Origin of the sequence: Micromonospora sp. NPDC049274 (genome assembly GCF_040678875.1) — a bacterium.
Lineage (GTDB): Bacteria > Actinomycetota > Actinomycetes > Mycobacteriales > Micromonosporaceae > Micromonospora.
Genome location: NZ_JBFAQS010000001.1, coordinates 237,812 through 259,448 on the forward strand (window position 1 = coordinate 237,812; position 21,637 = coordinate 259,448).

The window sequence follows — 21,637 nt, forward strand, 5'->3', positions numbered from 1 at the left end:
CGCACGGCGTGCTGCCCGACGTGAGCGCCGGGCTGCTCGACGAGCAGCTGCCAAACCTTCCAGCCTGCGCCCTCCGTCTGCCCGGTCCGCGCGCCGACTCAAGCCCGGTGCGTTCGCGTTCGACGCGGCGTGACCTCCCACACAGCGGGAACGTCGTAGGGCTTCTGGGCGTTGGCGACCGGAAGAATCACCACCGGACGGTCCCTCATCCGGGCGCCCCTACCACGACCCCGTCTCGGCCCTTTCCGCTGCCCACCGTCGGGCACTCACGCCGTGCACCCTCGCATCCGTGGATGCGGTGATGTCGTGACGCACAAGCATCCGTAGAGAGTTCGAGATGATGAAGCAGTTGGTGGACAAGACCGGTCCCGAAGCCGCCGCGGAGCCAGAGGTGTTGCCCGGCGACCTGATGACCAACCGCCAGCGGGCGCGGCTCGTGCTCGTGCTCGGCGCGTTGATCGCGATCGGCCCACTGACCATCGACATGTACCTGCCGGCGCTGCCTGCCATCACTGCGGGCCTGCGGACAACCGAGACGGCCGTGCAGTTGACGCTGACCGGCACGCTGATCGGCCTGGCGTCGGGCCAGTTGCTGGTCGGGCCGCTCTCCGACGTGGTCGGTCGGCGAATGCCGCTGCTCGCCGGGCTGGCCGCGCACATCGTGGCCTCCGTGCTGTGCGTCTTCGCGCCCAACATCGCGGTGCTCGGCGCGCTGCGCGTCCTGCAGGGCCTCGGGGTGGCGGCCGCCACAGTGGTCGCCACGGCCGTCGTCCGCGACCTGTTCAGCGGCACGTCGTTCGCGCGGATCTTCTCGCGCCTGATGCTGGTCATGGGGCTGGCCCCGATCCTCGCGCCGACGCTTGGCAGCGGGCTGCTGCGCTGGACCGAGTGGCGGGGTGTCTTCGCGGCGCTTGCCGTGTTGGGCGCGTTGCTGATCGTCGTGGCGGCGTTGCAGCTGCCGGAGACCCTTGCGGTGGCACGCCGTCGACACGGCGGGGTGGCCGCGACCCTGCGCGACTACCGGGGGCTGCTCAACGACCGCGCGTTCGTCGGGCTGGTGCTTGTCGCCGGGCTGGCCATGGCGTCGCTGTTCGCGTACGTCTCCGGGTCGTCCTTCGTCCTGCAGGACCAGTACGGCCTCGACGAGCAGCAGTTCGGCCTGGCCTTCGGTGCCGGCGCCGTCGGCCTGATCGGGGGTACCCAGTTCAACGTCCGGCTGCTGCGGCGCTACACCCCGCAGCAGATCCTGATCAGCGCCCTGATCGCCGGAACGGCCGCCGGGCTGCTGCTGATCGTGTTCGCCGCCACCGGCTTCGGTGGTCTCGGCACCCTGCTCGCGTCGCTGTGGCTCGTGCTGGCCGCGGCGGGTCTGGCCCTGCCGAACGCTCCGGCGCTGGCCATGAGCCGGCACAGCGAGGCCGCCGGCACCGCTGCGGCGCTGCTCGGGGCCGTGCAGTTCGGCGTCGGCGCGTTGTCGGCGCCGCTGGCGGGTCTGTTCGGCACGGGAAGCGTACCGATGGCGATCGTGATCGCGGGCGGCATGGCCGCGGCGCTCGCGGTCATGGTCCTGGTCGTGCCCCGCGCCACCCTCGGCGCGGTCGACCCGGACCTGGCCGTCGCCGCGCACTAGCGAGCCCGGACTGGCCGTCGCCGTGCACTAGCGAGCCCGGCCCTGGCCGTCGCCGTGCATCGGAGAGTGGGCGGGCCGGGTCTCCCGGCCCGCCCGACGATCAGCGGATCTCGGTGGTGTTGTCCTCGGGGCGCGACTGGCCGCGCGGCGGGGCGGACCACGGCGACTCGCCGCCCACCCGGCGGGGCAGCGGTTCGGTAGGCGTCGAATCGGCCGGGTAACCCAGGGTCAGCGGGGCGGTGTCGCGCTCCGCGGGCTCGGGCGACGGCCAGTCGGTGAGGGTGAAGTCGTCGGCGCGCGGCCCGTCCGCCGGCGCCGGCGTCAGGGCCGGCGCGGTCGCCGCCTGCGGCCACCGCCGCCACCGTTGACCACTGAACGTCGCCATCAACAGCAGCAGGCCGAGCAGGAAGAGCGTGCCGTTCTCCACCGGCAGCCGCAGCGGCAGCGGGTCGCCGAGCACCTTCCACCCCTGCGGGATCGCGTCGCGCACCTCGAAGGGCGCCACGAACATCCCGACGTACGGCGTGACCAGCAGCAGCCCGGCCACCAGCGGGCCCGCCGGTGAGAAGCGCAGTGTGCCGAGCAGCCCGAGCAGGACACCGCCGACGCCGAGGTACACGGCCGGCTCGATCAGGTTGGCGGTGTTGAAGGTGCCGATCTCCACCCAGCGGTCGACCGTCCGGCTCGACCCGTCCTGCCCGAGTGTGACAAGCGCCCACGTGATGGGTGCCACCACCAACCCGGCGAGGAAGCTCCAGAGATGTCGCATCCGCGCACCGTACCGTTTCCGGCATGACCGAGCACCTCTCCGACGCTCCGACCGGCAAGCCGACGTCGTACTCCCGCGTCACCCTCAGCAAGATCATGACCGCGGTGGACGTGAACCTCTACGGAACCGTCCACGGCGGGGTTCTGATGAAGTTCGTCGACGACGTGGCGGGTGCCGCCGCCGCCCGGCACAGCGGCGGGACGGCGGTCACCGCGGCGATCGACGAGATCGTCTTCTCCGAGGCCGTCCGGGTCGGTGACCTGGTGCACGCGCACGCCCAGGTGAACTGGACCGGGCAGACGTCGATGGAGGTGGGCGTGCGGGTGGTCGCCGAGCGGTGGGACTCGGCCGAGGACGCGCCGGTGCGGGTGGCCACGGCGTACCTGGTCTTCGTCGGCGTGGACGTCGGCGGCGCACCGCGTACGGTCCGACCGGTGCTGCCGGAGACGCCGGAGGACGAGCGCCGGTACCGGGAGGCCGAGATCCGGCGCGAGCATCGCCTGGCCCGCCGCCGCGCCATCCAGGCGCACCGGGCTGGCTGAACCACATGGGTGGGCGGGCCGCAGTGTGGGCCGGGCACGCGTCGATCGGCGTACCCGGTGCGCAGAATGGCGCTTCGAGGTAGGGCAAGATGGCGCCACGGCCCATTCACAGTGTCGTGCGGGGCCAGGGGAGGGTGGAGCAGTGGGTGACGTGCTGTGGACGCCGCCGGCGGACGTGCTCGAGCGGTCCCGGATCGGCGGCTACCTGCGCTGGCTGCGGGAGCATCGTGGGCTGGACTTCGCCGACTACGACGCGCTGTGGCGGTGGTCGGTCACCGACCTGGACGCGTTCTGGCGCTCGATCTGGGACCACTTCGAGGTGATCGCGCACACCCCGCCGACCGCCACCCTGGCCGAGCGGGGGATGCCGGGGGCCCGCTGGTTCCCCGGCGCCACCCTCAACTACGCGGAGAACGTGCTGCGGATGCCGGGCCGCGCCGACGACGACCCAGTGGTCATCGCGCACGGCCAGACCCGGCCGCCTGTCACCCTCACCGCCCGGGAGCTGCGCGAGCAGGTCCGCCGGGTGTCGGCCGGTCTGCGCCGGCTCGGCGTCACCGCCGGGGACCGGGTGGCGGCGTACGCCCCGAACATCGGCGAGACGTACGTCCTGCTGCTGGCCACCGCCAGCCTGGGCGCGATCTTCTCGTCCTGCGCGCCCGAGTTCGGCACGCGCAGCGTCACCGACCGCTGGCAGCAGATCGAGCCGGCCGTGCTTGTCGCCGTGGACGGCTACCGCTACGGCGACAAGCCGGTGGACCGCCGCGCCGAGGTCGCCGCCATCCGGGCCGCCCTGCCGTCGCTGCGGCACACCGTGAGCATCGGCTACCTCGACCCGGCGGGTCCCGTGCCCGAGGGTGCGCTGAGCTGGGCCGAGCTGGCCGCGCCCACCGACGAGCCGTTGACGTTCACGCCGGTGCCGTTCGACCACCCGCTGTACGTCCTCTACTCCTCGGGCACCACGGGCCTGCCGAAGCCGATCGTGCACGGCCACGGCGGCATCCTGCTGGAACACCTCAAGATGCTCGCCCTGCACCACGACCTCGGCCCGACCGATCGGTTCTTCTGGTTCACCACCACCGGCTGGATGATGTGGAACTTCCTGGTCTCCGGGCCGGCGGTGGGCGCGAGCATCGTGCTCTTCGACGGCAACCCGGGGGTCCGGGTGGAGCCCGGCCGGCCGGCGGAGCCCGACCTGGGCGCGCTGTGGCGGCTGGCGGCGGAGACCGGCACCACGTACTTCGGCACCTCGGCGCCCTTCCTGCTGGCCTGTCGCAAGGCCGGCCTGGTGCCCCGCGAGGTCGCGGACCTGTCCGCGCTGCGCGGCGTCGGTTCCACAGGTGCGCCGCTGCCCGCCGAGGGCTTTCGATGGGTGTACGAGACCGTCGGCGACCAGGTGCAGCTCCAGTCGCTGTCCGGCGGCACCGACGTGTGCACCGGCTTCGTCGGTGGCGTGCCGCTGCTGCCGGTGTACGCCGGTGAGATCGCCTGCCGCGCGTTGGGCGCCAAGGTGGAGGCCCGCTCGGCCGACGGCACCCCGGTCATCGGCGAGCTGGGCGAGCTGGTGATCACCGAGCCGATGCCGAGCATGCCTGTGGGCTTCTGGAACGACCCGGACGGCACCCGCTACGCCGAGGCGTACTTCAGCGTCTACCCGGGCGTCTGGCGGCACGGCGACTGGATCACCATCAACTCCCGGGGCGGCTGTGTGATCACCGGGCGCTCCGACGCCACGCTCAACCGGGGCGGGGTCCGGCTCGGCACCGCCGAGTTCTATTCGGTGGTCGAGGGCCTCGACGAGGTCGTCGACTCGGTGGTGGTGCACCTGGAGGACGACGAGGGCGGTGCCGGCGAGCTGCTGCTGTTCGTGGTGCTGGCCGACGGGCTGACCCTGGACGACGCGCTGCGGAAGAAGATCTGCCGTGAGCTGCGTACCGCGCTCTCGCCCCGGCACGTGCCCGACGAGATCCACCAGGTGCGCGCCGTGCCCCGCACCCTCTCGGCGAAGAAGCTGGAGGTGCCGGTCAAGAAGATCCTCACCGGCACCCCCGTCGACCAGGCCGCCGCCAAGGGCGCCCTCGTCAATCCCGAGTCCCTGGAGTCCTTCGCCACCTTCGCCGAACGCCGAACCACACACCAGCAGCCCGCCTGAAGGTTCCTGCGGAACGGCTCACCCGGGCCTGGCGCGGACGCAGGCCCGGCGCTGGGCACGACGGCCGAGTCAGGGCAGGGCGTGGGTGACCTTCTCCGTGCTCTGCCGGCCCGCCAGGCGGGCCGGGTCGAGGTTGGCGCAGAGGACGACGGTGGCGGCCCGGGTGAGTGGCGCCAGCAGCCAGTCGACCGGGTCGGGATGACGGGCGGCGTCGACCAGCACCCGGGCGCCGGGCTCGATGCCCAGCTCCGTGGCGCGGGCCTCGGCGCGGGCCAACAGGTGCGCGTCGGCGGGGCCGGGACCGGCCTGCGGGGTGAAGTGGTCACCGTGGCCGCGTACCTCGACCACATAGTCGGCGAAGCCGGGCGGCACCTGCCGCAGCGGGGCGGCGAGCGGGGCGAGGCCCAGGGCGTACCGCTCGTCGGCGGACCAGGACTGGGCCTCGTCGAGCCGGTCGGCTGCGGCGAAGAGGACGTCCACCGCGCCCGGTGTGTCGACGACTGTCACCTTGGCCGACCAGCAGCCCAGCAGCACGGCGGCGGTCTGCCAGTGCGGAGGGAGCAGCACGCCGGCCGGTGTGCCCGGCGCGAGGCCGACCTCGTCGACGAGGAGATTGGCGGTCTTCGACACCCAGTTGGCGAGGGTGGCGCCGGAGAGTTCGGTGCGGTCGCCGGTGGAGTCGTCGTACCAGGTCAGCAGCGGTCGGGTCGGGTCGGACGCGATCGCGTCGGCGAACACCCGGGCAATGTTGTCGGCCATCGGCGCGAACGATACGCCTCTGCCGCCCGTACTCGATGACGACGACAAGTCGGCGTACCGTCGGGTCGCAGTCAGCGTCGGCCCCGTACTCCGGCGTAGGCTTTACCCCCGGAGTGTTGTTCCCCACAGACCCACCTTCAAGGAGTCGCCCCGTGACCGCCGGTCGCCCGCCCCGCGTGCTCATCGACGCCACGAGTGTCCCCGCCGACCGTGGTGGCGTCGGTCGATACGTCGACGGTCTGCTCGGTGCCCTCGGCAAGGTGTGCGGGTCGGGGGTGGAATTGGCAGTGGTGAGTCTGCGCACCGACCTGGAGCGTTACACCCGGATGCTGCCCGGCGCGGAGATCATCCCCGCCCCGGCCGCCGTGGCGCACCGCCCGGCGCGGCTCGCCTGGGAGCAGACCGGTCTGCCGCTGCTCGCCCAGCAGGTCGGCGCGCACGTGCTGCACTCGCCCTTCTACACCTGCCCGCTGCGCGCCGGTGTGCCGGTCACGGTCACCGTGCACGACGCGACGTTCTTCACCGAGCCGGAGCACTACGACAAGTCCCGCCGCACGTTCTTCCGCAGCGCCATCAAGACCTCGATGCGCCGCGCCAACCGGGTGATCGTGCCCAGCAAGGCCACCCGCGACGAGCTGATCCGGCTGCTCGACGCCGACCCGACCCGCATCGACGTGGCCTACCACGGTGTCGATCACGACGCCTTCCACGCCCCGAGCGAGGAGGAGAAGGCCCGCGTGCGCGCCCGGCTGGGGCTGGGCAACAGCACGTACGTCGCCTTCCTCGGCGCCAAGGAGCCGCGCAAGAACGTGCCCAACCTGATCCGCGGCTGGGCCCGTGCGGTGGCCGATCGGGCCGACCCGCCGGCCCTGGTGATCGCCGGTGGGCAGGGGCACGACGACGACATCGACCGGGCGGTGGCGGAGGTCCCGTCCCACCTGCGGCTGCTGCGCCCCGGCTACCTGCGCTACGCCGACCTGCCCGGCTTCCTCGGCGGCGCTCTGGTGGCCGCCTACCCCTCCTACGGCGAGGGTTTCGGGCTTCCGATCCTGGAGGCGATGGCGTGCGCCGCTCCGGTGCTGACCACCCCCCGGCTGTCGCTGCCCGAGGTGGGCGGCGACGCCGTGGCGTACACGTCGGAGGACGCGGAGCAGATCGGCACCGACCTGGCGGCCCTGCTCGACGACGAGCAGCGTCGGCTGTCGCTGGCGAAGGCCGGCTTCGACCGGGCCAAGGAGTTCACCTGGGAGTCCAGCGCCGAGGTGCACATCGCCGCGTGGAGCCGAGCCCGGTCGTGACCGTTCGTGCCCTTCCGTGGTGACCCGTGCCACTTGGCGGGGGTGCGTCGGGCATGATGTGCGGATGCTTTATGCGGTCATCCCGGCAGGTGGCAGCGGCACAAGGTTGTGGCCGTTGTCCCGCGCCGGCCACCCCAAGTTCCTCCACCCGCTGACCGGCACCAGCGCCTCCCTGCTCCAGGCGACCGTGGAGCGGCTCGCGCCGGTGACCACGCCGGATCGGACCCTCGTGGTCACCGGTGCCGCGCACGTCGCGGCGGTCGCCCGGCAGCTGACCGGGCTGCCGGAGGAGAACATCCTGGTCGAGCCGTCTCCTCGGGATTCCTGTGCGGCGATCGCTCTGGCCGCGGCGGTGATCGCGCAGCGTGACCCGGACGCGGTGATGGGCAGCTTCGCGGCCGACCACCTGATCCGCGACCCGGACAGCTGGGTGCGCACGGTGCAGGAGGCGGTCCGGGGGGCTGAGCACGGCATGCTGATGACTGTCGGCATCACCCCGACCCGGCCGGAAACCGGCTACGGCTACCTGGAGACCGGCGACGAAACCGAGGGCACGCCGTGGCGCACGGTGGCCGAGTTCAAGGAGAAGCCTGCCGCCGAGGTCGCCGAGGCGTACGTCCGTTCGGGCCGGCACCTGTGGAACGCGAGCATGTTCGTCTGGCGGGTGGACGTGTTCCTCGCCGAGCTGGTCCGCCAACAGCCGGCGATGCACGCGGGCGTCACGGCGATCGCCGCCGCCTGGGGCACCCCGGAGCAGGACGACGTGCTCGGTACGGTCTGGCCGACGCTGCCGAAGATCTCCGTGGACTACGCGGTGATGGAGGGGGCGGCCACCGCGGGTCGGGTCGCCACCGTCCCGGGCGACTTCGGCTGGAACGACGTCGGTGACTTCCACACCCTGGGTGACGTGCTGCCCGCCGACAACGCGGGCAACGTGGTGCTCGGCACCGACGCCAAGCCGGGCGTGCTCCTGCGGGACACCGCCAATCTGGTGGTGGTGCCCCAGTCGGGTCGGTTGGTGGCGGTCCTCGGTGTGCGCGACCTGATCGTGGTGGACACTCCGGACGCGGTGCTGGTCTGCCCGCGTGAGCGGGCTCAGGACGTCAAGCTCCTGGTCGACGAGCTGAAGGAGCGGGGCGAAGAGGGCTACGTCTGAGGGCCGCGAGAGCCGGCGCGACCAGTTGCGCCGTCCCGCTGGCCAGCGGCTCGGGCAGCCGGTCCGGTGGAAACCACCCCAACGCCTCGGCCTCGTCGCTGACCTGCTCCACAGCGCCGGCCGGGGCGACGACGGCGAACCGTACGTCGTAGTGGCGCGACCCGCCCTGGCAGAGCACCTCGTGCACGTCGATGTCGATCGGCACCGGATCGATGAGCAGGTCGGCGATCCCGGACTCCTCGGTGGCCTCGCGCAGCGCGGCTCCGACCAGGGTCTGGTCGACAGGCTCACAATGCCCGCCGAGCTGTAACCAGAGACCGAACTTGCCGTGCAGGCAGAGCAGCACCCGGGAACCGGTCGGGTCCATCACCAGCGTGCTGGCGGTGACGTGGCCGGGACGGTGGTGCCGGCTCATCGCGACCGGTCCGGCGGCGAGCAGCGCGAGGGTCCGATCCCGCGCGTCGGCCGCCGCCGGGCTCGTCGGCTGCCAGCCGTCGAGCAGCGTGACGGTGTCGGCGTGCAGCGTCGCGTACGACGCGGGATCGGTGGGGTCGACGGCGGGTCCGGTGAGCGCGGTGTCGGGCACCCCGTCACTGTACGAGCGCGCGCTTCGTACCCTGGCGCGGTGACCCTACGACTCGTCGAATTCGTGGTGGCCGGCAACGAGGCCAGTGATCTGCTACCGGTGCGCTCGTCGGCGCTGCTGCGGTCGTACGGCGCTCGGCGGGGTTTCTGGACGGTGTTGGACGAGGGCCCGGTCGAGCGCTGCCTCGCCCTGCTGCTGGAGTTGGACGATGGTCAGTGGACGGCCCGGCACGTCAGCGCGGACGCCGGGCCCGAGAACGGCCGGACCGAGGACGGTGAGGCGCTCGCCCACCACGACGGCTGGGTGTACGTCTTCGGCTCCCAGTTCGGTTCGAAGGCGGGTCCGCTGCGCCCCCGACGTGCGTTCGTGGCCCGGTTTCGCGAGGACGACGCGGCGGCCGGCCCGCTGTCGGTGCACGTGGTGCGCAACCGGTTCCGGCTGCACCGGGCGGTGAACGACGCCCTCGCCGCGTCACCGCTGACCCTGCTGCCGGCGGGGGACCGGGTGCGCGACCGCTTCATCGTGGAGACCCTGGCCCGGGGGACCAGCCGGGCGAAGAGTTGGGTGAGTCGCCTGGCCCCGGACGACCTGCCGTTGAACGTCGAGGCCGCGGCCTTCACCCCGGCCGGCACGGCGCTGCTCGGATTGCGTTTCCCGGTCACCGAGGCCGGCGAGCCGATCCTGGTGGAGGTGTCCGGCGTGCCGGGCATGTTCGCCACGGACCCGGTGTGGCCCCGGGCGCTGGGCGCGTACGCGCTGACCGGGGTGACGCCGCCGGGCGAGCTGACCGGCTTCCGGGCGATGGTGCCGACGTCGGACGGCGGGTACGCGGCGGTGATCGGCTCGATCGACGCGTTGGGCAAGGGGTCGGTGCTGCTCGACGACCATCCGGGCGGGGGTGCGGTCACGTCCCGGCACGTGCGGTTCCGGCTGCCGGCGGGGCGGACGGGTGAATCGTGCCGACTGGTAGGGGAGTCGGTGGCCGATCTGGCGCCGTTCCACCACGTCGAGGGCCTGGCCGAGCTGGACGGGCGACAGTTCTACGTCACGGACGAGGACCATCGGGTCGCGCTCTGGGTCGGCTGAGCGGGGTAGGCGCGCCACGGCGATGGGATGACCGGACGGCACCTCTGCGGAGCAAGGGCCGCAGACCCTCGTGGTGCCGCCCGATCACCGGCCCCTCCCCGGTCCCCGGTGCCCCGACACCGGATGCGTCCAGGACGCGTCGGTGCCGTGCTCGGGCACTGGAAGCATGCCTAACCGGCCCCGGAGGCGTCGAGGTTTTTCAGTCCAGGCTTAAAGATGGAGATAACTGCCGGCCGGGTAGAGTCGAACGGTCACCCGGCATCCCCCTGCCGGCGATACGGGAGCGCTCCATGCTGAAGATCCACTTTTCCGGCGAGGACATTCTCCGGACCCGGGTGGCGCCGGCGGCCGACCCGGTCTGGGAGCTTGTCCTCAGCCTGCACGTGTTGCAGGGCCGCAACCGCGACCCGCTGACGTCGGCCTGGCGGCGCACCGTGACCCGCGGGCTGCGCCAGGATGCCGCCTCCGATCAACTCCGACTGCTCTTCGCCCTGAACCCGCCGCGCGGCTACTTCCCCGACTTCCTCACGCCGTACGCCAGTGTCGAGGGTTTCGAGGCGGGGCTGGAAGCGGTTCGCAGTACGCCGACCTCGCTGCTCCAGCGGGACCTGACCCTGGTGGCGGCCGACAACCAACTGCCGTCCTCCGCCGCCGCGCTGGCCCGAGGTGACGTGGCGACACTGCGCCACCTCGCGGGTTCGATGGAGCAGTACCGGTCGCTGGCGATCAGCCCGTACTGGAGTCGGATCCAGTCGGCGGTGGCGGCGGACCGCACCCGCCGCGCGCGGGCCCTGCTCGACGGCGGCGTCGAGGGGCTGTTGGCGAGTCTCCGCCCACGGATGCGCTGGGACAGCGGGGTGCTGGAGGTGCGCGACTACCCGCACAGCCGGGAGCTGCACCTGGATGGTCGAGGGCTGCTGCTGGTGCCGTCGTTCTTCTGCGCGGGCACCCCGGTCGCCCTGCTCGACCCGGCGCTGCCGCCGGTGCTGGTCTATCCGGTGGACCGGCTGGGCGGGCTCGCCGCGACCGACGGTGACGCGCTGGCCACGTCGAGCGCCGGCCGCGACTCGCTGGCCGCGCTGCTCGGCCGGACCAGGGCGGCCGTGTTGGAGGCCAGCGACGACGGCTGCACCACGGGCGAGGTGGCCCGCCGGCTCAACATCTCACCGGCGGCGGCCAGCCAGCACGCCACAGTGCTGCGCAACGCCGGCCTGCTCGTCAGTCAGCGCGACCGCAACACCGTGCTGCACACGCTGACCCCACTGGGCCGAGCCGTACTGGACGCCTGACCGAGCCGCCCCGGGCGTCTCCCCGCGCGTCTCCCCGCGCGTCTCTGCGCGCGTCGATCATGAAGTTATTGCCCTGACACGCCGAGATGACGGGCAACAACTTCATGATCGACGAGCGGAGAGCGGAGGGCGGCGACGCAGGGGGAGGGGCGGCGGGGGTGGGGTTTGGTTACAGGGCGAGGGCGGCGCTGGCCGGGCTGCCGGCGGGTGGTGGCAGCAGCGTCGACCGGACCCCCTCGGCGGCCAGGGCGACGCGCAACCGATGCAGGTCGGCGCCGAAGCGGACCAGGTCCATCGGGTCGAGCGGCGCCGGCGCGGTGCCGAGCACCAGCGCGCTGGCGTCGGCCGGCCAGCCCGGCACCTCGGCGACCAGGCCGGCGCGGACCTCAGCCTCGTCGACAAGGGTGAAGACCGTGCCGGGGGTGACCACCTCGGCGACCGCGTCGAGCGCCCGTCGCACCGCGGCCGGGTCGGCCGGCTCGGGGCCGACCGCCTCGGCGAGGGTCGCGGCCTCGGCCAGCCCGGCCGCCCGGGCCTCGGCGGTGCCCAGCGAGAACAGGTCCTGCGCCGCATCACGGATCAGCGCCCGCGCGCCGTCGAAGTCGTCCGTACGGGTGGCCGCGAGATAGCCGCGCACCACGGCCACCGGCACCTGATCACACTTGCCCTTGATCAGTTCGCCGGCGCCGGCCAGCTCGTCCACCACGGCCATCTGGGTCAGTTGCAGCTCGTTGCCGTACGGGTCCACCTCGCCCCGGTGGTCGCGGATGGCGGGCATCCCGGCCACCCCGAGCGCGACATCGGTAAGCCCGTTACGCCAGGGCCGACCCATGGTGTCGCTGATGATGACAGCGACGTCCAGGTCGTACCGTTCCCGCAGCGCGGTGCGCAGCTCCCGGGCCGACGCGTCCGGGTCCACAGGCAACAGCACCAGCCGGGTCTTGTCGACGTTCGACGCGTCGATCCCGGCGGAGGCCATCACGAAGCCGTGGTGGGTCTGCACGATCCGGGTCGGCCCTCGGCTGGCCACCACGCGAGCGGTCTCGCCGGCCAGCACCTCCTCGCGGGCGGCCAGCCGCTCCGGCCCGTCCGCCGGCACGTCGACCAGCCGCCCCTCCGCCTTGGAGACGATCTTGCTGGTCACCACCAGCACGTCGCCGTCGCGCAGCCACGGCGCGGCGGTGGCGATCACCGCCGCCAGGTCGTCACCCTCGGTCACGTGGCCGATGCCCAGCACCGGCAGGATCTCCAGCCTCACGTCAACTCCACCGCGGCGCGGACCATCGCCGCCGTCGCCGCCTCGTCGGTCATCCGCAGCGGCATCGCGCGGACCGTCACCTCCGGCACCAGCGTGTCGGCGTCCTCCTCGGCCACCAGCCAGCCGTCCAGCAACCCACCCGCTGCCCGACCGCCGTAGAGCCGGCCCACCCCGGCCGCGCTGCACTCGGCACCGAGCACCGCGAGGCAGCGGTCGGCCATTCCCCGCACCGGGGCGCCGCCGATGATCGGTGAGACACCCACCACCGGCGCCGGGCCGTCGATCAGCGCCTCGCGCATCCCGGGTACGGCAAGCACCGGCGCGATGCTCACCACCGGGTTGCTCGGCGCGATCAACACCAGGTCGGCCGCGCCGATCGCGTCCCGCACCCCGGGTGCCGGCTTCGCCGTCTCCGCGCCGACGAAGACGAAACGGTGCGTGGGAATGTCGGCCCGGTACCGCACCCACCACTCCTGGAAGTGGATCGCCCGCTGGCCCTGGCCGTCCTCGACGACGGCGTGGGTCTCCAGCCGGTCGTCGGTCGCCGGCAGCAGGCGTACGCCAGGCTGCCACCGGGTCGACAGCGCTTCGGTGACCGCGCTCAGCGGGTAGCCGCCGTTGAGCATGGTGCTGCGCACCAGGTGGGTGGCGATGTCCTTGTCGCCGAGGCCGAACCAGGTCGGCTCCGCTCCGTACGCGGCCAGCTCCTCCTTGACCGTCCAGCTCTCGCCGGCCCGTCCCCAGCCCCGCTCGGGGTCGGCGCCGCCGCCGAGGGTGTACATGACGCTGTCCAGGTCGGGACAGATCTTCAACCCGTGCAGCCACAGGTCGTCGCCGACGTTGACCACGGCGGTCACCTCCGCGCCGACGTCACGGGCGTACGCCCGGACGCCGAGCAGGAACCGGGCGCCGCCTATGCCGCCGGCCAGAACCACGATGCGCATGTCGACCATCCTCGCGTACGTGACGCCTCCGGTCCGCCGGTGCCCGGCGAGACTAGGCTCACGTGCGATCTGTCCGTCCATACCCCGAGGGGGAGCTCGTGACCAGCCCCGCCGAGCCCGCGTCCGCCGACGCGACGCAGGCCCGCCAGCTGACCAAGCCACTGCGCGAACTGGGTGCGCTCGCCCTGCTCGGTGCCAACGCCGTGTTCCTCTTCGTGGGGCTGCTCCGGCTGCTCACTCCGAACGACTACGGCGGTTTCACCGACCGAGCGGGCGACCAGTTCTCCTCGTTCATCGGGGTGGTGGCCGTGGTGCTGCCGCTGCTGGCCGTCCTGCTGGCCACCCACGTCGCGCCGGTACTGCCGAAGGCGAAGCTGATCACGCAGGTGGCGCTCGGCGAGTACGCCGTCAGCGCGGTGCTCGGCACGCTCACCATGCTCATCTGGACGGTGGGTCGGCTCGCCGACGCCGAGATCCTCGACGCGTTGCTCGGCATCCTCACCCGGTTCGCCTGGCTGGTGATCTTCGCGGTGGCCGCCTGGGTGGTCTTCACGATCTGGAAGGCGTTCTACTACGTGCCGAAGCCGAAGCCCCAGCCGGGCGTCTACGGCCAGCCGCAGCCGGGCTGGCCGCAGCAGCAGGGTGGTTGGCCGGCCCCGGGTCAGCCCGGCGCGCAGCCGCAGGGCGGGTGGCCCGCTCCCGGCCAGCCGGGCGGCTACCCGCAGGCCGGCCAGCCGGGCGGTTACCCGCAGGCGCAGTTCTCCGGCCAGTACGGCCAGCCGTCCCCGCCGTTCCAGGCCCCGCAGTCGGCGCCGCCGCACCCGCAGTCCGCGCCGCCGTTCCAGGCCGCCCCGCAGTCCGCGCCGCCGTTCCCGCAGTCCGCGCCGCCGGCCAACCCCGCCCCGCAGTCCGCGCCGCCCGCGCCGCCGTTCGGGCAGCCGCCGTCGGCCGACCCGACCCAGGCGATCCCGCGCCAGTCCGTCGAGCCGGCCTCCGCCGACCCGACCCAGGCCATCCCGCGCCCGGCCGACCTCGACGCCGACCGCACCCAACACATCAACCCGGCCAACCACCCCGACCAGCCCCGCTGAACCCCACCCCCACCCCCACCCCCACCCCCACCCCCACCCCCACCCACTCCCGCCCTGCCCCGCCCCCCACTCCCGCCCCCCGGTGATCATGAAGTTATTGCCCGACCACTCGGCGTGTCGGGACAATAACTTCATGATCACCGGGGCTGACGGGGGGGCGGGTGGGGGCGGGGGCGGGTGGGGGCGGGGGCGGGAGCGGGGCAGGGCGGGAGTGGGTGGGGGCGGACGCGCCTGGGTGGACGCGCTTGGGGTAGGGGTGCCGTTTCCCACGGTCCGGGCTGGGACTGGTGGGGCGGGCTCGCGCTGCGCATAGGCTGAGCGGATGGTTGATCGCACCCACTCCGGTCCGAGCGAGGCGAGCGTGCGGCGGGCCCTGGGCCGGGCCGCGACCGGGCGCGCGCTGGACGTCGACGAGGCGACCGCGCTGCTCGCCGCCCGTGGCGACGCCCTCGACGAGCTGCTCCGGACCGCCGGTGGGATCCGCGACGCCGGGCTGCGCGACGCCGGGCGGCCGGGCGTGGTCACGTACTCGAAGAAGGTCTTCATTCCGCTGACCCGGCTCTGCCGGGACCGTTGCCACTACTGCACGTTCGCCACCGTGCCGCACCGGCTGCCGGCGCCCTTCCTGGACCGGGACGAGGTGCTCGACATCGCCCGGCAGGGGGCCGCGCAGGGCTGCAAGGAGGCCCTGTTCACCCTCGGCGATCGGCCGGAGGAGCGCTGGCCGGCGGCCCGGAGCTGGCTCGACGAGCGTGGCTACGACTCCACTCTGGACTATTTGCGCGCCTGCGCGGTGGCCGTGTTGGAGGAGACGGGCCTGCTGCCGCACCTCAACCCGGGCGTGCTGTCCTGGTCGGAGCTGCAACGGCTCAAGCCGGTGGCCCCGAGCATGGGAATGATGCTGGAGACCACCGCGACCCGACTGTGGTCCGAGCCGGGCGGTCCGCACTACGGCTCGCCGGACAAGGAGCCGGCGGTCCGGCTGCGGGTGCTCGACGACGCCGGCCGGGTGGGGGTGCCGTTCACCACGGGCATCCTGATCGGCATCGGGGAGACCCCGGCCGAGCGGGTCGACGCGCTGTTCGCGATCCGGCGCGCGCACCGGGAGTACGGGCACCTCCAGGAGGTGATCGTGCAGAACTTCCGCGCGAAGCCGGACACGGCGATGCGCGGCATGCCCGACGCCGAGTTGCACGACCTGGCCGCCACGGTGGCGGTGGCCCGACTGCTGCTCGGCCCGAAGGCCCGCATCCAGGCCCCGCCGAACCTCATCGCCGGCGAGTACGACCTGTTGCTGCGCGCCGGCATCGACGACTGGGGCGGCGTCTCCCCGCTCACCCCCGACCACGTCAACCCGGAGCGCCCGTGGCCGCAGATCGAGGAGTTGGCCCGGCACACCGAGCTGGCCGGGTTCACGCTGCGCGAGCGGTTGACGATCTACCCGGAGTACGTGCGCGCCGGTGATCCGTGGCTCGACCCGCGGTTGCTGCCGCACGTGAACGCCCTGGCCGATCCGGTGACGGGAATGGCCGTCGAGTCGGCCCTGCCGCAGGGCCACCCGTGGCAGGAGCCGGAGGAGACGTTCGGCGGGCGTACCGACCTGCACGCCACGATCGACACCACCGGCCGCACCGACGATCGGCGGGGTGACTTCGACAGCGTCTACGGAGACTGGTCCGAGGTCGCCGGCAAGGTGACACCGGAGGCGGCGGCGCGGCGTGCGGGCGTACCCCAGGTGGCGGCCGGAAGCGGTGCGGACCGCGACCTGGCGGCCGGGCTGCGGCTGGCCGCCGACGACCCGGCGGCGCTGCTCGACCCCCGCCACACCGACGCGGCGCTGGCGTTGTTCGGTGCGGACGGGCCGGCGCTCGACGAGGTGTGCCGCCTCGCCGACGACGTGCGCCGCGACACCGTCGGCGACGACGTCACCTACGTGGTCAACCGCAACATCAACTTCAGCAACGTCTGCTACGTGGGCTGCCGATTCTGCGCCTTCGCCCAGCGTGAGCGCGACGCCGACGCGTACCGGCTCTCCGTCGACCAGGTCGCCGACCGGGCCGAGCAGGCGTGGACCCTCGGCGCCAGCGAGGTGTGCCTCCAGGGCGGCATCGACCCGAAGATGCCTGTCACCGGGTACGCCGACATCGTGCGCGCGATCAAGGCCCGGGTGCCGGGGATGCACGTACACGCGTTCTCCCCGATGGAGATCGTCACCGCCGCCGCGAAGGCGGGCGTGCCGGTCCGCGAGTGGCTGACGCAACTGCGCGAGGCCGGGCTGGACACCATCCCGGGCACCGCCGCCGAGATCCTCGACGACGACGTGCGCTGGGTGCTCACCAAGGGCAAACTGCCGGCCGCCGCCTGGGTCGACGTGGTCAGCACGGCCCACGAGCTGGGCATCCGGTCCAGCTCCACGATGATGTACGGCCACGTCGACCACCCCGGGCAGTGGCTGGCGCACTTCCGGGTGCTGGCCGGCGTACAGGACCGCACCGGCGGGTTCACCGAGTTCGTGGCGCTGCCGTTCGTGCACACCAACGCGCCGATCTACCTGGCCGGCATCGCCCGCCCGGGGCCGACATGGCGGGAGAACCGGGTGGTGCACGCCATGTCCCGGCTGCTGCTGCACGGCCGGATCGACAACATCCAGTGCTCCTGGGTGAAGCTCGGCGACGACGGCACTGTCGCGATGCTCCAGGGTGGCTGCAACGACCTGGGCGGCACGCTGATGGAGGAGACCATCTCCCGGATGGCCGGCTCCGACAACGGGTCGGCGCGTACCGAGGAGCAGTTGCGGGCCATCGCGAAGGCCGCCGGCCGTCCGGCGCGCAAGCGGTCGACCGCGTACGGTCACGCCCCGCGCTGACGTCGAACCTTTTCCCGCCGCCGGCCGTACCACGCGGTGCCGGCGGCGGTCGCGGCGAGGACCGCCGCCGGTGTTCCCCCAGGGGGCCCGGCGGCGTCGGTCGACGGCACCGGACCCGTCCGTCACCGCGGGCGCGTACCGCGCCGCCGCCGGAAAGGTTGCCCATGACCAGTGATCAGCGGAAGCGGCAGTGGCCGCGACTGACCCGCCGGCAGACGTTGACAGCCGCGGCCAGCGCCACCCTCGGCGCCGCCGCGCTCACCGTGCCGGGTCTGTCGGCCGCGCAGAACGCGCCGGGCGCGGCCGGCCGGGACGACGAACCGATAGTCGTGCACCTGCGCGACGCCGCGTCCGGAACGATGGACGTCTTCGTCGGTGAATCCCGGATCGAGGTACGCGACCGCGGCCTGGCGGACCGGCTGCGGCGCGCAGCCCGGCGCTGACCCGCACGCCCCGCCCCGCCATCAGCCCCCGCCCAGTGAGGTTGGTACGCCATGTCTTCCCACCGCGAGGCTCCGGAGATAGCCAAGGATCCGGTCGCCGACAGCTCCGACCTGTACGCGTTCGTCAGCCCCGACAAGCCCGACACGGTCACGTTGATCGCCAACTACGTGCCGTTGCAGCTTCCGTCCGGGGGGGCCGAACTTCTTCGAGTTCGGCGACGACGTGCGCTACGAGATCCACATCGACAACGACGGTGACGGCCAGCCGGACATCACCTACCGGTTCGAGTTCACCACCGAGATCACCAACCCGAACAGCTTCCTCTACAACACGGGGCCGATCGACTCGTTGGACAGCAAGAACTGGAACCGCAGGCAGTTCTACAGCCTGACCCGGGTGACCGACGGCCGGGAGCACCGGCTCGCGCACAAGTTGCCCTGCCCGCCGTGCAACGTCGGCCCGCTGTCCACCCCGAAGTACGCCGACCTCGTCCGGCAGGCCACCTACACCCTGTCGACGGGGGAGCGGGTCTTCGCCGGGCAGCGTGCGGACGGCTTCTTCGTCGACCTCGGGGCGATCTTCGACCTCGGCACGTTGCGGCCGTTCCAACAGCTGCACGTGGCGGGCAAGAAGATCTTCAAGGCCGAGGGGGAGCCGGTCAACGCCACCGACCGGATGAACGTGCACAGCCTCGCCGTGCAGGTGCCGCTGAAGCAGGTGCGCCGCCGTGCCAGCCGGTACGGCGCGGCCGACGCAGCCTCGGTGCTCGGGGTGTGGACGTCAGCGTCGCGCCGACAGGTCCGGGTGCTCGGCGACCGGGTCGCGCAGGACACCTCCACCGGCCCGTTCACCCAGGTCTCCCGGTTGGGTAATCCGCTGTTCAACGAGGTCATCGTGCCGATGTCCAAGAAGGACCTGTGGAACTCGCTGCCGCCGTCGGAGGACAAGCGGTTCGCGCAGTTCGTCGAGCGACCCGAGTTGGCCGCGCTGCTGCCGGCGCTCTACCCGGACGTCTTTCCCAACCTGGACAAGCTCAACAAGTCGAAGAAGGCCCGGGCCGACCTGGTGGCGATCCTGCTCACCGGCGTACCGGCCGGGCTGATCGACGGCTTCACCAACGTGACCGGCGACGTGCAGGCCGACATGCTGCGGCTGAACACGGCCATCGCGCCAACCAAACGGCCGGACCGGTTCGGGGTGCTCGGCGGCGACCTCGCGGGATTCCCGAACGGGCGGCGGGTCGGCGACGACGTGGTGAGCATCGCGCTGCGGGCGATCGCCGGGGTGACCGTCCCGCTTGTGGACAAGACGTTCCGCCCGGACCCGGCGGCGGGCGCGGTCACCCCGGGGTTGAGCGCCGCCGACGTGACGGCCCCGTTCCTCGCGAACTTCCCCTACCTCGGTACGCCGTACGACGGGTTCAACAACCCGCCGGCGCCGTCCTGACCGTCGACGGGGAGCAGCGGATGCACGAGCACACGTACGGGCCGTCGGAGACGGGCAGCGTCGTCCTGGAGTTGGGCGGTGACACCGGTGCGCTGATCGTCTACACCGGCCGGGATCTGCACGGCCGGGAGATCGAAATCAGCCGCGGCGATGATCGGCGGGTCCACTCGGCGGTACGGGAGCGGCGGGTGCGGGACGGGTCGTTCCACAGTGCGGTCTATCCCGATCTGCCCGCCGGTATTTATACCATCTGGTGGGACGAGATCACGTCCGCCGGCACAGTTTCTGTCCACGGTGGAGTAATAGCCGAGTTCGCGTGGCCGAGCAGCGCTTTCGGGGCGGCTGGCTGACCTCGAAGCACCCTTTTCCACTCGCACCCCGTCCACATTGTGGGCGGGGTGCGAGTGCTGTCCACGACTCGGTGGGCGGTCTGCGCCGTGCCGCGTTAACCTGTCCCCCACCAAGATCAGCTTTGCGAAAGGGGGGCCGGTGCTTCCCGGGCGGTGGCCCGTCGAGGGGAGCGCCACGGCAGAAAAGTCGGGCAACTCGCCGGAGAGGGCGTTACCCGGCCGGGGTCTGAATCGATAGGGCAGGTTGCGAGGCTGGGACGGTCCTGGTGGCCGACCAGGGGTGTCGGGAGGGCGACTCCATTATCAAGTTTGGCTTGACGGCGCACGCATTACACGCGTGTAATTTGAATGGGGTTGTTCGCACGGAACGCAACAAAAAGGGACCGGACGGACAAGCACGCCTTTCGCGTGGGGGGTTGCAGCGGCGATGACGCCGGTGCGCGACAAGGAGGCATTTGATGGACGGCCAGCTTGAGGTGGCCGACCTGCTCGGAAACGCGCCGGAGTGGCAGGAGCGAGCCTTGTGCTCGCAGACCGACCCCGAGGCGTTCTTTCCCGAGAAGGGCGGCTCGACCCGCGAGGCGAAGCGAATCTGCTCGCGCTGCGAGGTCAAGACCGAATGCCTCGAATACGCTCTCGGCCACGACGAGCGGTTCGGCATCTGGGGTGGGCTCTCCGAGCGGGAGCGGCGCAAGTTGAAGCGGCGGGCCGCCTGAGCGGTGCAGGGTCGGGGCGGTGGGGGCCGCCCGGCTCAGCCGTCGTACGCGTGCGACAGGTGCGTACGGCTCAGGCCAGCTCGTCGGGGTCGACCCCGAGCAGGTTCGCCACCTGTTCGATGATCACGTCGTGGACGAGGTCGGCGAGATCCTCGCGGTCCATGGCGCGGAACTCCAGCGGTCGCCGGTACAGGACGATCCGCGGCGGCACCTCCTGGCGACCGGGGCGGCCGGGCAGGAGCCGGGCCAGCGGCACCTCGCCGTCCTCCAGCACGTCGGAGTCGTAGACGTTCAGGTCCGGCGGGACGTCCTCGACGGCGAACTCGACACCGGCCAGCTCCTTGGCGAACCGTCGCTCCAGCGTCTCGACGGTGTCCAGCACCAGGTCGTCGAAGACCTCGGCCTTCGTCCGGGCCAACGGCACTGTCGCCGGCACCAGACGCCCGCGCAGGCCACGCCCGTGCCGGTCGCGGTGTGCACGCCGGCCGGGGCCGGGGCGGCGGTGTTCCGGGCTCGTCATGAGGCAAAGGGTAGCCCCCGTGCCGGGCCGGCCAGCGGCACCGCCGCACCCCTGGCGCGGCGCGACCCGAACCGCGAATTGTGATCACCGCGACGGGCGTGTCGCAACGCGAAGCGATGCGCCGGACCCGGTAATGGAGATACCCTGCCGCACGTGAGGTCACCACGGCGCTGCTCCCGTAACGGCTGCCCCCGGCAAGCGGTCGCCACATTGACCTATGTCTACAACGAGTCGACAGCGGTGGTGGGTCCGCTCGCAGCGTTCGCCGAGCCGCACACGTACGACCTGTGTGAGCAGCACGCCCGCAGCCTCACCGCGCCGCGCGGCTGGGACGTGGTACGGCACGAGGGCGAGTTCGAGCCGCCCCCGCCCACCACGGACGACCTGGTGGCGCTGGCCGAGGCGGTCCGCGAGGCCGCCCGCCCGGCCCCTCGCCCGCCGGAGCCCGACCAGGGCCACCACGACAACCCCCACCAGACCGGTCGCCGAGGCCACCTCCGGGTGATCCCCCCGAACCACTGAGTCGAGGTCGTTGATCCACTCGGGTTCACGGAAACCGGGGCGTCGGGGCGCGGTTGATACCGCGACTTCAGTGAAGCCGAGTGGATCAAGCGCGGATGGGTCTGGGGACGCTGCTGGGACACCTTGGGGGCGGTCCGGGGGCCTCCTGGTCGGTTGCCAACACGTCCCACCGCAACACGCCGACAGTCAGCAGACACGGACACGCAGCGTCGC

19 protein-coding genes and 1 pseudogene are annotated in these 21,637 nt (G+C 72.4%); 14 read left to right on the forward strand and 6 right to left on the reverse strand.

The genetic code is table 11. From position 1 onward, the window contains the following. Nucleotides 1-337 precede the first annotated feature (337 nt). Nucleotides 338-1,630 carry a multidrug effflux MFS transporter gene (locus AB0K10_RS01030; RefSeq protein WP_363678654.1) on the forward strand — a complete coding sequence of 431 codons (1,293 nt, stop codon included), beginning with the start codon at nucleotides 338-340 and terminating at the stop codon, nucleotides 1,628-1,630. A gap of 100 nt (nucleotides 1,631-1,730) precedes the next feature. Here AB0K10_RS01030 and AB0K10_RS01035 read toward each other — a convergent pair whose 3' ends face one another. Beyond that, the gene (locus AB0K10_RS01035) at nucleotides 1,731-2,399 is read right to left on the reverse strand and encodes a hypothetical protein (RefSeq protein WP_363678656.1); all 669 of its coding nucleotides are present in this window, start codon (nucleotides 2,397-2,399) and stop codon (nucleotides 1,731-1,733) included. 23 nt (nucleotides 2,400-2,422) lie between these two features. Between AB0K10_RS01035 and AB0K10_RS01040 the strand changes: the two genes are divergently transcribed. After that, nucleotides 2,423-2,941 (forward strand): hotdog domain-containing protein, encoded by a 519-nt coding sequence (locus tag AB0K10_RS01040; protein WP_363678658.1) that lies wholly within the window; start codon nucleotides 2,423-2,425, stop codon nucleotides 2,939-2,941. Between the two features lie 142 nt (nucleotides 2,942-3,083). Further along, nucleotides 3,084-5,093, forward strand: a complete 2,010-nt coding sequence (locus AB0K10_RS01045) for an acetoacetate--CoA ligase (protein WP_363678660.1) — start codon at nucleotides 3,084-3,086, stop codon at nucleotides 5,091-5,093. 69 nt (nucleotides 5,094-5,162) lie between these two features. Here the strand turns inward: AB0K10_RS01045 and AB0K10_RS01050 are convergent, their stop codons facing one another. After that, a complete protein-coding gene (locus AB0K10_RS01050) occupies nucleotides 5,163-5,852 on the reverse strand; it encodes a TIGR03089 family protein (RefSeq protein ID WP_363678662.1) in 690 nt (229 codons plus the stop codon). A gap of 152 nt (nucleotides 5,853-6,004) precedes the next feature. Here AB0K10_RS01050 and AB0K10_RS01055 point away from each other — a divergent pair, with 152 nt between their 5' ends. Together AB0K10_RS01055 and AB0K10_RS01060 are read left to right on the forward strand one after the other, a co-directional pair. Beyond that, nucleotides 6,005-7,150, forward strand: a complete 1,146-nt coding sequence (locus AB0K10_RS01055) for a glycosyltransferase family 1 protein (RefSeq protein WP_363678664.1) — start codon at nucleotides 6,005-6,007, stop codon at nucleotides 7,148-7,150. 64 nt (nucleotides 7,151-7,214) lie between these two features. Continuing rightward, the gene (locus AB0K10_RS01060; RefSeq protein ID WP_363678666.1) at nucleotides 7,215-8,306 is read left to right on the forward strand and encodes a sugar phosphate nucleotidyltransferase; all 1,092 of its coding nucleotides are present in this window, start codon (nucleotides 7,215-7,217) and stop codon (nucleotides 8,304-8,306) included. On the opposite strand, the gene AB0K10_RS01065 is transcribed toward AB0K10_RS01060, so the two are convergent. Beyond that, nucleotides 8,254-8,829: an NUDIX domain-containing protein gene (locus AB0K10_RS01065; RefSeq protein ID WP_363679552.1), complete on the reverse strand. Its 576-nt coding sequence runs from the start codon at nucleotides 8,827-8,829 to the stop codon at nucleotides 8,254-8,256. The two genes, AB0K10_RS01060 and AB0K10_RS01065, sit on opposite strands and share 53 nt — an antisense overlap. A 102-nt stretch (nucleotides 8,830-8,931) precedes the next feature. On the opposite strand from AB0K10_RS01065, the gene AB0K10_RS01070 reads away from it, so the two are divergent. Together AB0K10_RS01070 and AB0K10_RS01075 are read left to right on the forward strand one after the other, a co-directional pair. Then, the gene (locus tag AB0K10_RS01070; protein ID WP_363678668.1) at nucleotides 8,932-9,978 is read left to right on the forward strand and encodes a hypothetical protein; all 1,047 of its coding nucleotides are present in this window, start codon (nucleotides 8,932-8,934) and stop codon (nucleotides 9,976-9,978) included. Between the two features lie 290 nt (nucleotides 9,979-10,268). Beyond that, the gene (locus AB0K10_RS01075; protein ID WP_363678670.1) at nucleotides 10,269-11,267 is read left to right on the forward strand and encodes a winged helix-turn-helix domain-containing protein; all 999 of its coding nucleotides are present in this window, start codon (nucleotides 10,269-10,271) and stop codon (nucleotides 11,265-11,267) included. Between the two features lie 169 nt (nucleotides 11,268-11,436). Here AB0K10_RS01075 and AB0K10_RS01080 read toward each other — a convergent pair whose 3' ends face one another. Then, a complete protein-coding gene (locus tag AB0K10_RS01080) occupies nucleotides 11,437-12,525 on the reverse strand; it encodes a coenzyme F420-0:L-glutamate ligase (protein ID WP_363678672.1) in 1,089 nt (362 codons plus the stop codon). After that, nucleotides 12,522-13,469, reverse strand: a complete 948-nt coding sequence (gene cofD / locus AB0K10_RS01085) for a 2-phospho-L-lactate transferase (protein ID WP_363678674.1) — start codon at nucleotides 13,467-13,469, stop codon at nucleotides 12,522-12,524. Before cofD ends, AB0K10_RS01080 begins: the two co-directional genes overlap by 4 nt. A 98-nt stretch (nucleotides 13,470-13,567) precedes the next feature. On the opposite strand from cofD, the gene AB0K10_RS01090 reads away from it, so the two are divergent. From AB0K10_RS01090 to AB0K10_RS01115, 6 genes and pseudogenes are all read left to right on the forward strand, one after another. Beyond that, nucleotides 13,568-14,560, forward strand: coding sequence for a hypothetical protein (locus AB0K10_RS01090; protein ID WP_363678676.1), 993 nt, complete (start codon nucleotides 13,568-13,570; stop codon nucleotides 14,558-14,560). A 322-nt stretch (nucleotides 14,561-14,882) separates the two neighbouring features. Then, nucleotides 14,883-17,426: a bifunctional FO biosynthesis protein CofGH gene (locus AB0K10_RS01095; protein ID WP_363678678.1), complete on the forward strand. Its 2,544-nt coding sequence runs from the start codon at nucleotides 14,883-14,885 to the stop codon at nucleotides 17,424-17,426. 164 nt (nucleotides 17,427-17,590) lie between these two features. Beyond that, a complete protein-coding gene (locus AB0K10_RS01100; RefSeq protein ID WP_358106100.1) occupies nucleotides 17,591-17,869 on the forward strand; it encodes a hypothetical protein in 279 nt (92 codons plus the stop codon). Nucleotides 17,870-17,920: 51 nt separating this feature from the next. Continuing rightward, nucleotides 17,921-19,316 (forward strand): annotated as a pseudogene (locus AB0K10_RS01105) (DUF4331 domain-containing protein). A gap of 20 nt (nucleotides 19,317-19,336) precedes the next feature. Beyond that, the gene (locus tag AB0K10_RS01110; RefSeq protein ID WP_363678680.1) at nucleotides 19,337-19,666 is read left to right on the forward strand and encodes a phospholipase; all 330 of its coding nucleotides are present in this window, start codon (nucleotides 19,337-19,339) and stop codon (nucleotides 19,664-19,666) included. A 458-nt stretch (nucleotides 19,667-20,124) separates the two neighbouring features. Beyond that, the gene (locus AB0K10_RS01115) at nucleotides 20,125-20,382 is read left to right on the forward strand and encodes a WhiB family transcriptional regulator (RefSeq protein ID WP_007455784.1); all 258 of its coding nucleotides are present in this window, start codon (nucleotides 20,125-20,127) and stop codon (nucleotides 20,380-20,382) included. 70 nt (nucleotides 20,383-20,452) lie between these two features. Here the strand turns inward: AB0K10_RS01115 and AB0K10_RS01120 are convergent, their stop codons facing one another. After that, entirely contained in the window at nucleotides 20,453-20,902 is a 450-nt protein-coding gene (locus AB0K10_RS01120) for a metallopeptidase family protein (RefSeq protein WP_007455785.1), read from the reverse strand. 153 nt (nucleotides 20,903-21,055) lie between these two features. Here AB0K10_RS01120 and AB0K10_RS01125 point away from each other — a divergent pair, with 153 nt between their 5' ends. Then, complete coding sequence (locus AB0K10_RS01125; RefSeq protein WP_266249057.1) at nucleotides 21,056-21,424, forward strand: DUF3499 domain-containing protein; 369 nt, start codon at nucleotides 21,056-21,058, stop codon at nucleotides 21,422-21,424. Nucleotides 21,425-21,637: the final 213 nt, after the last annotated feature.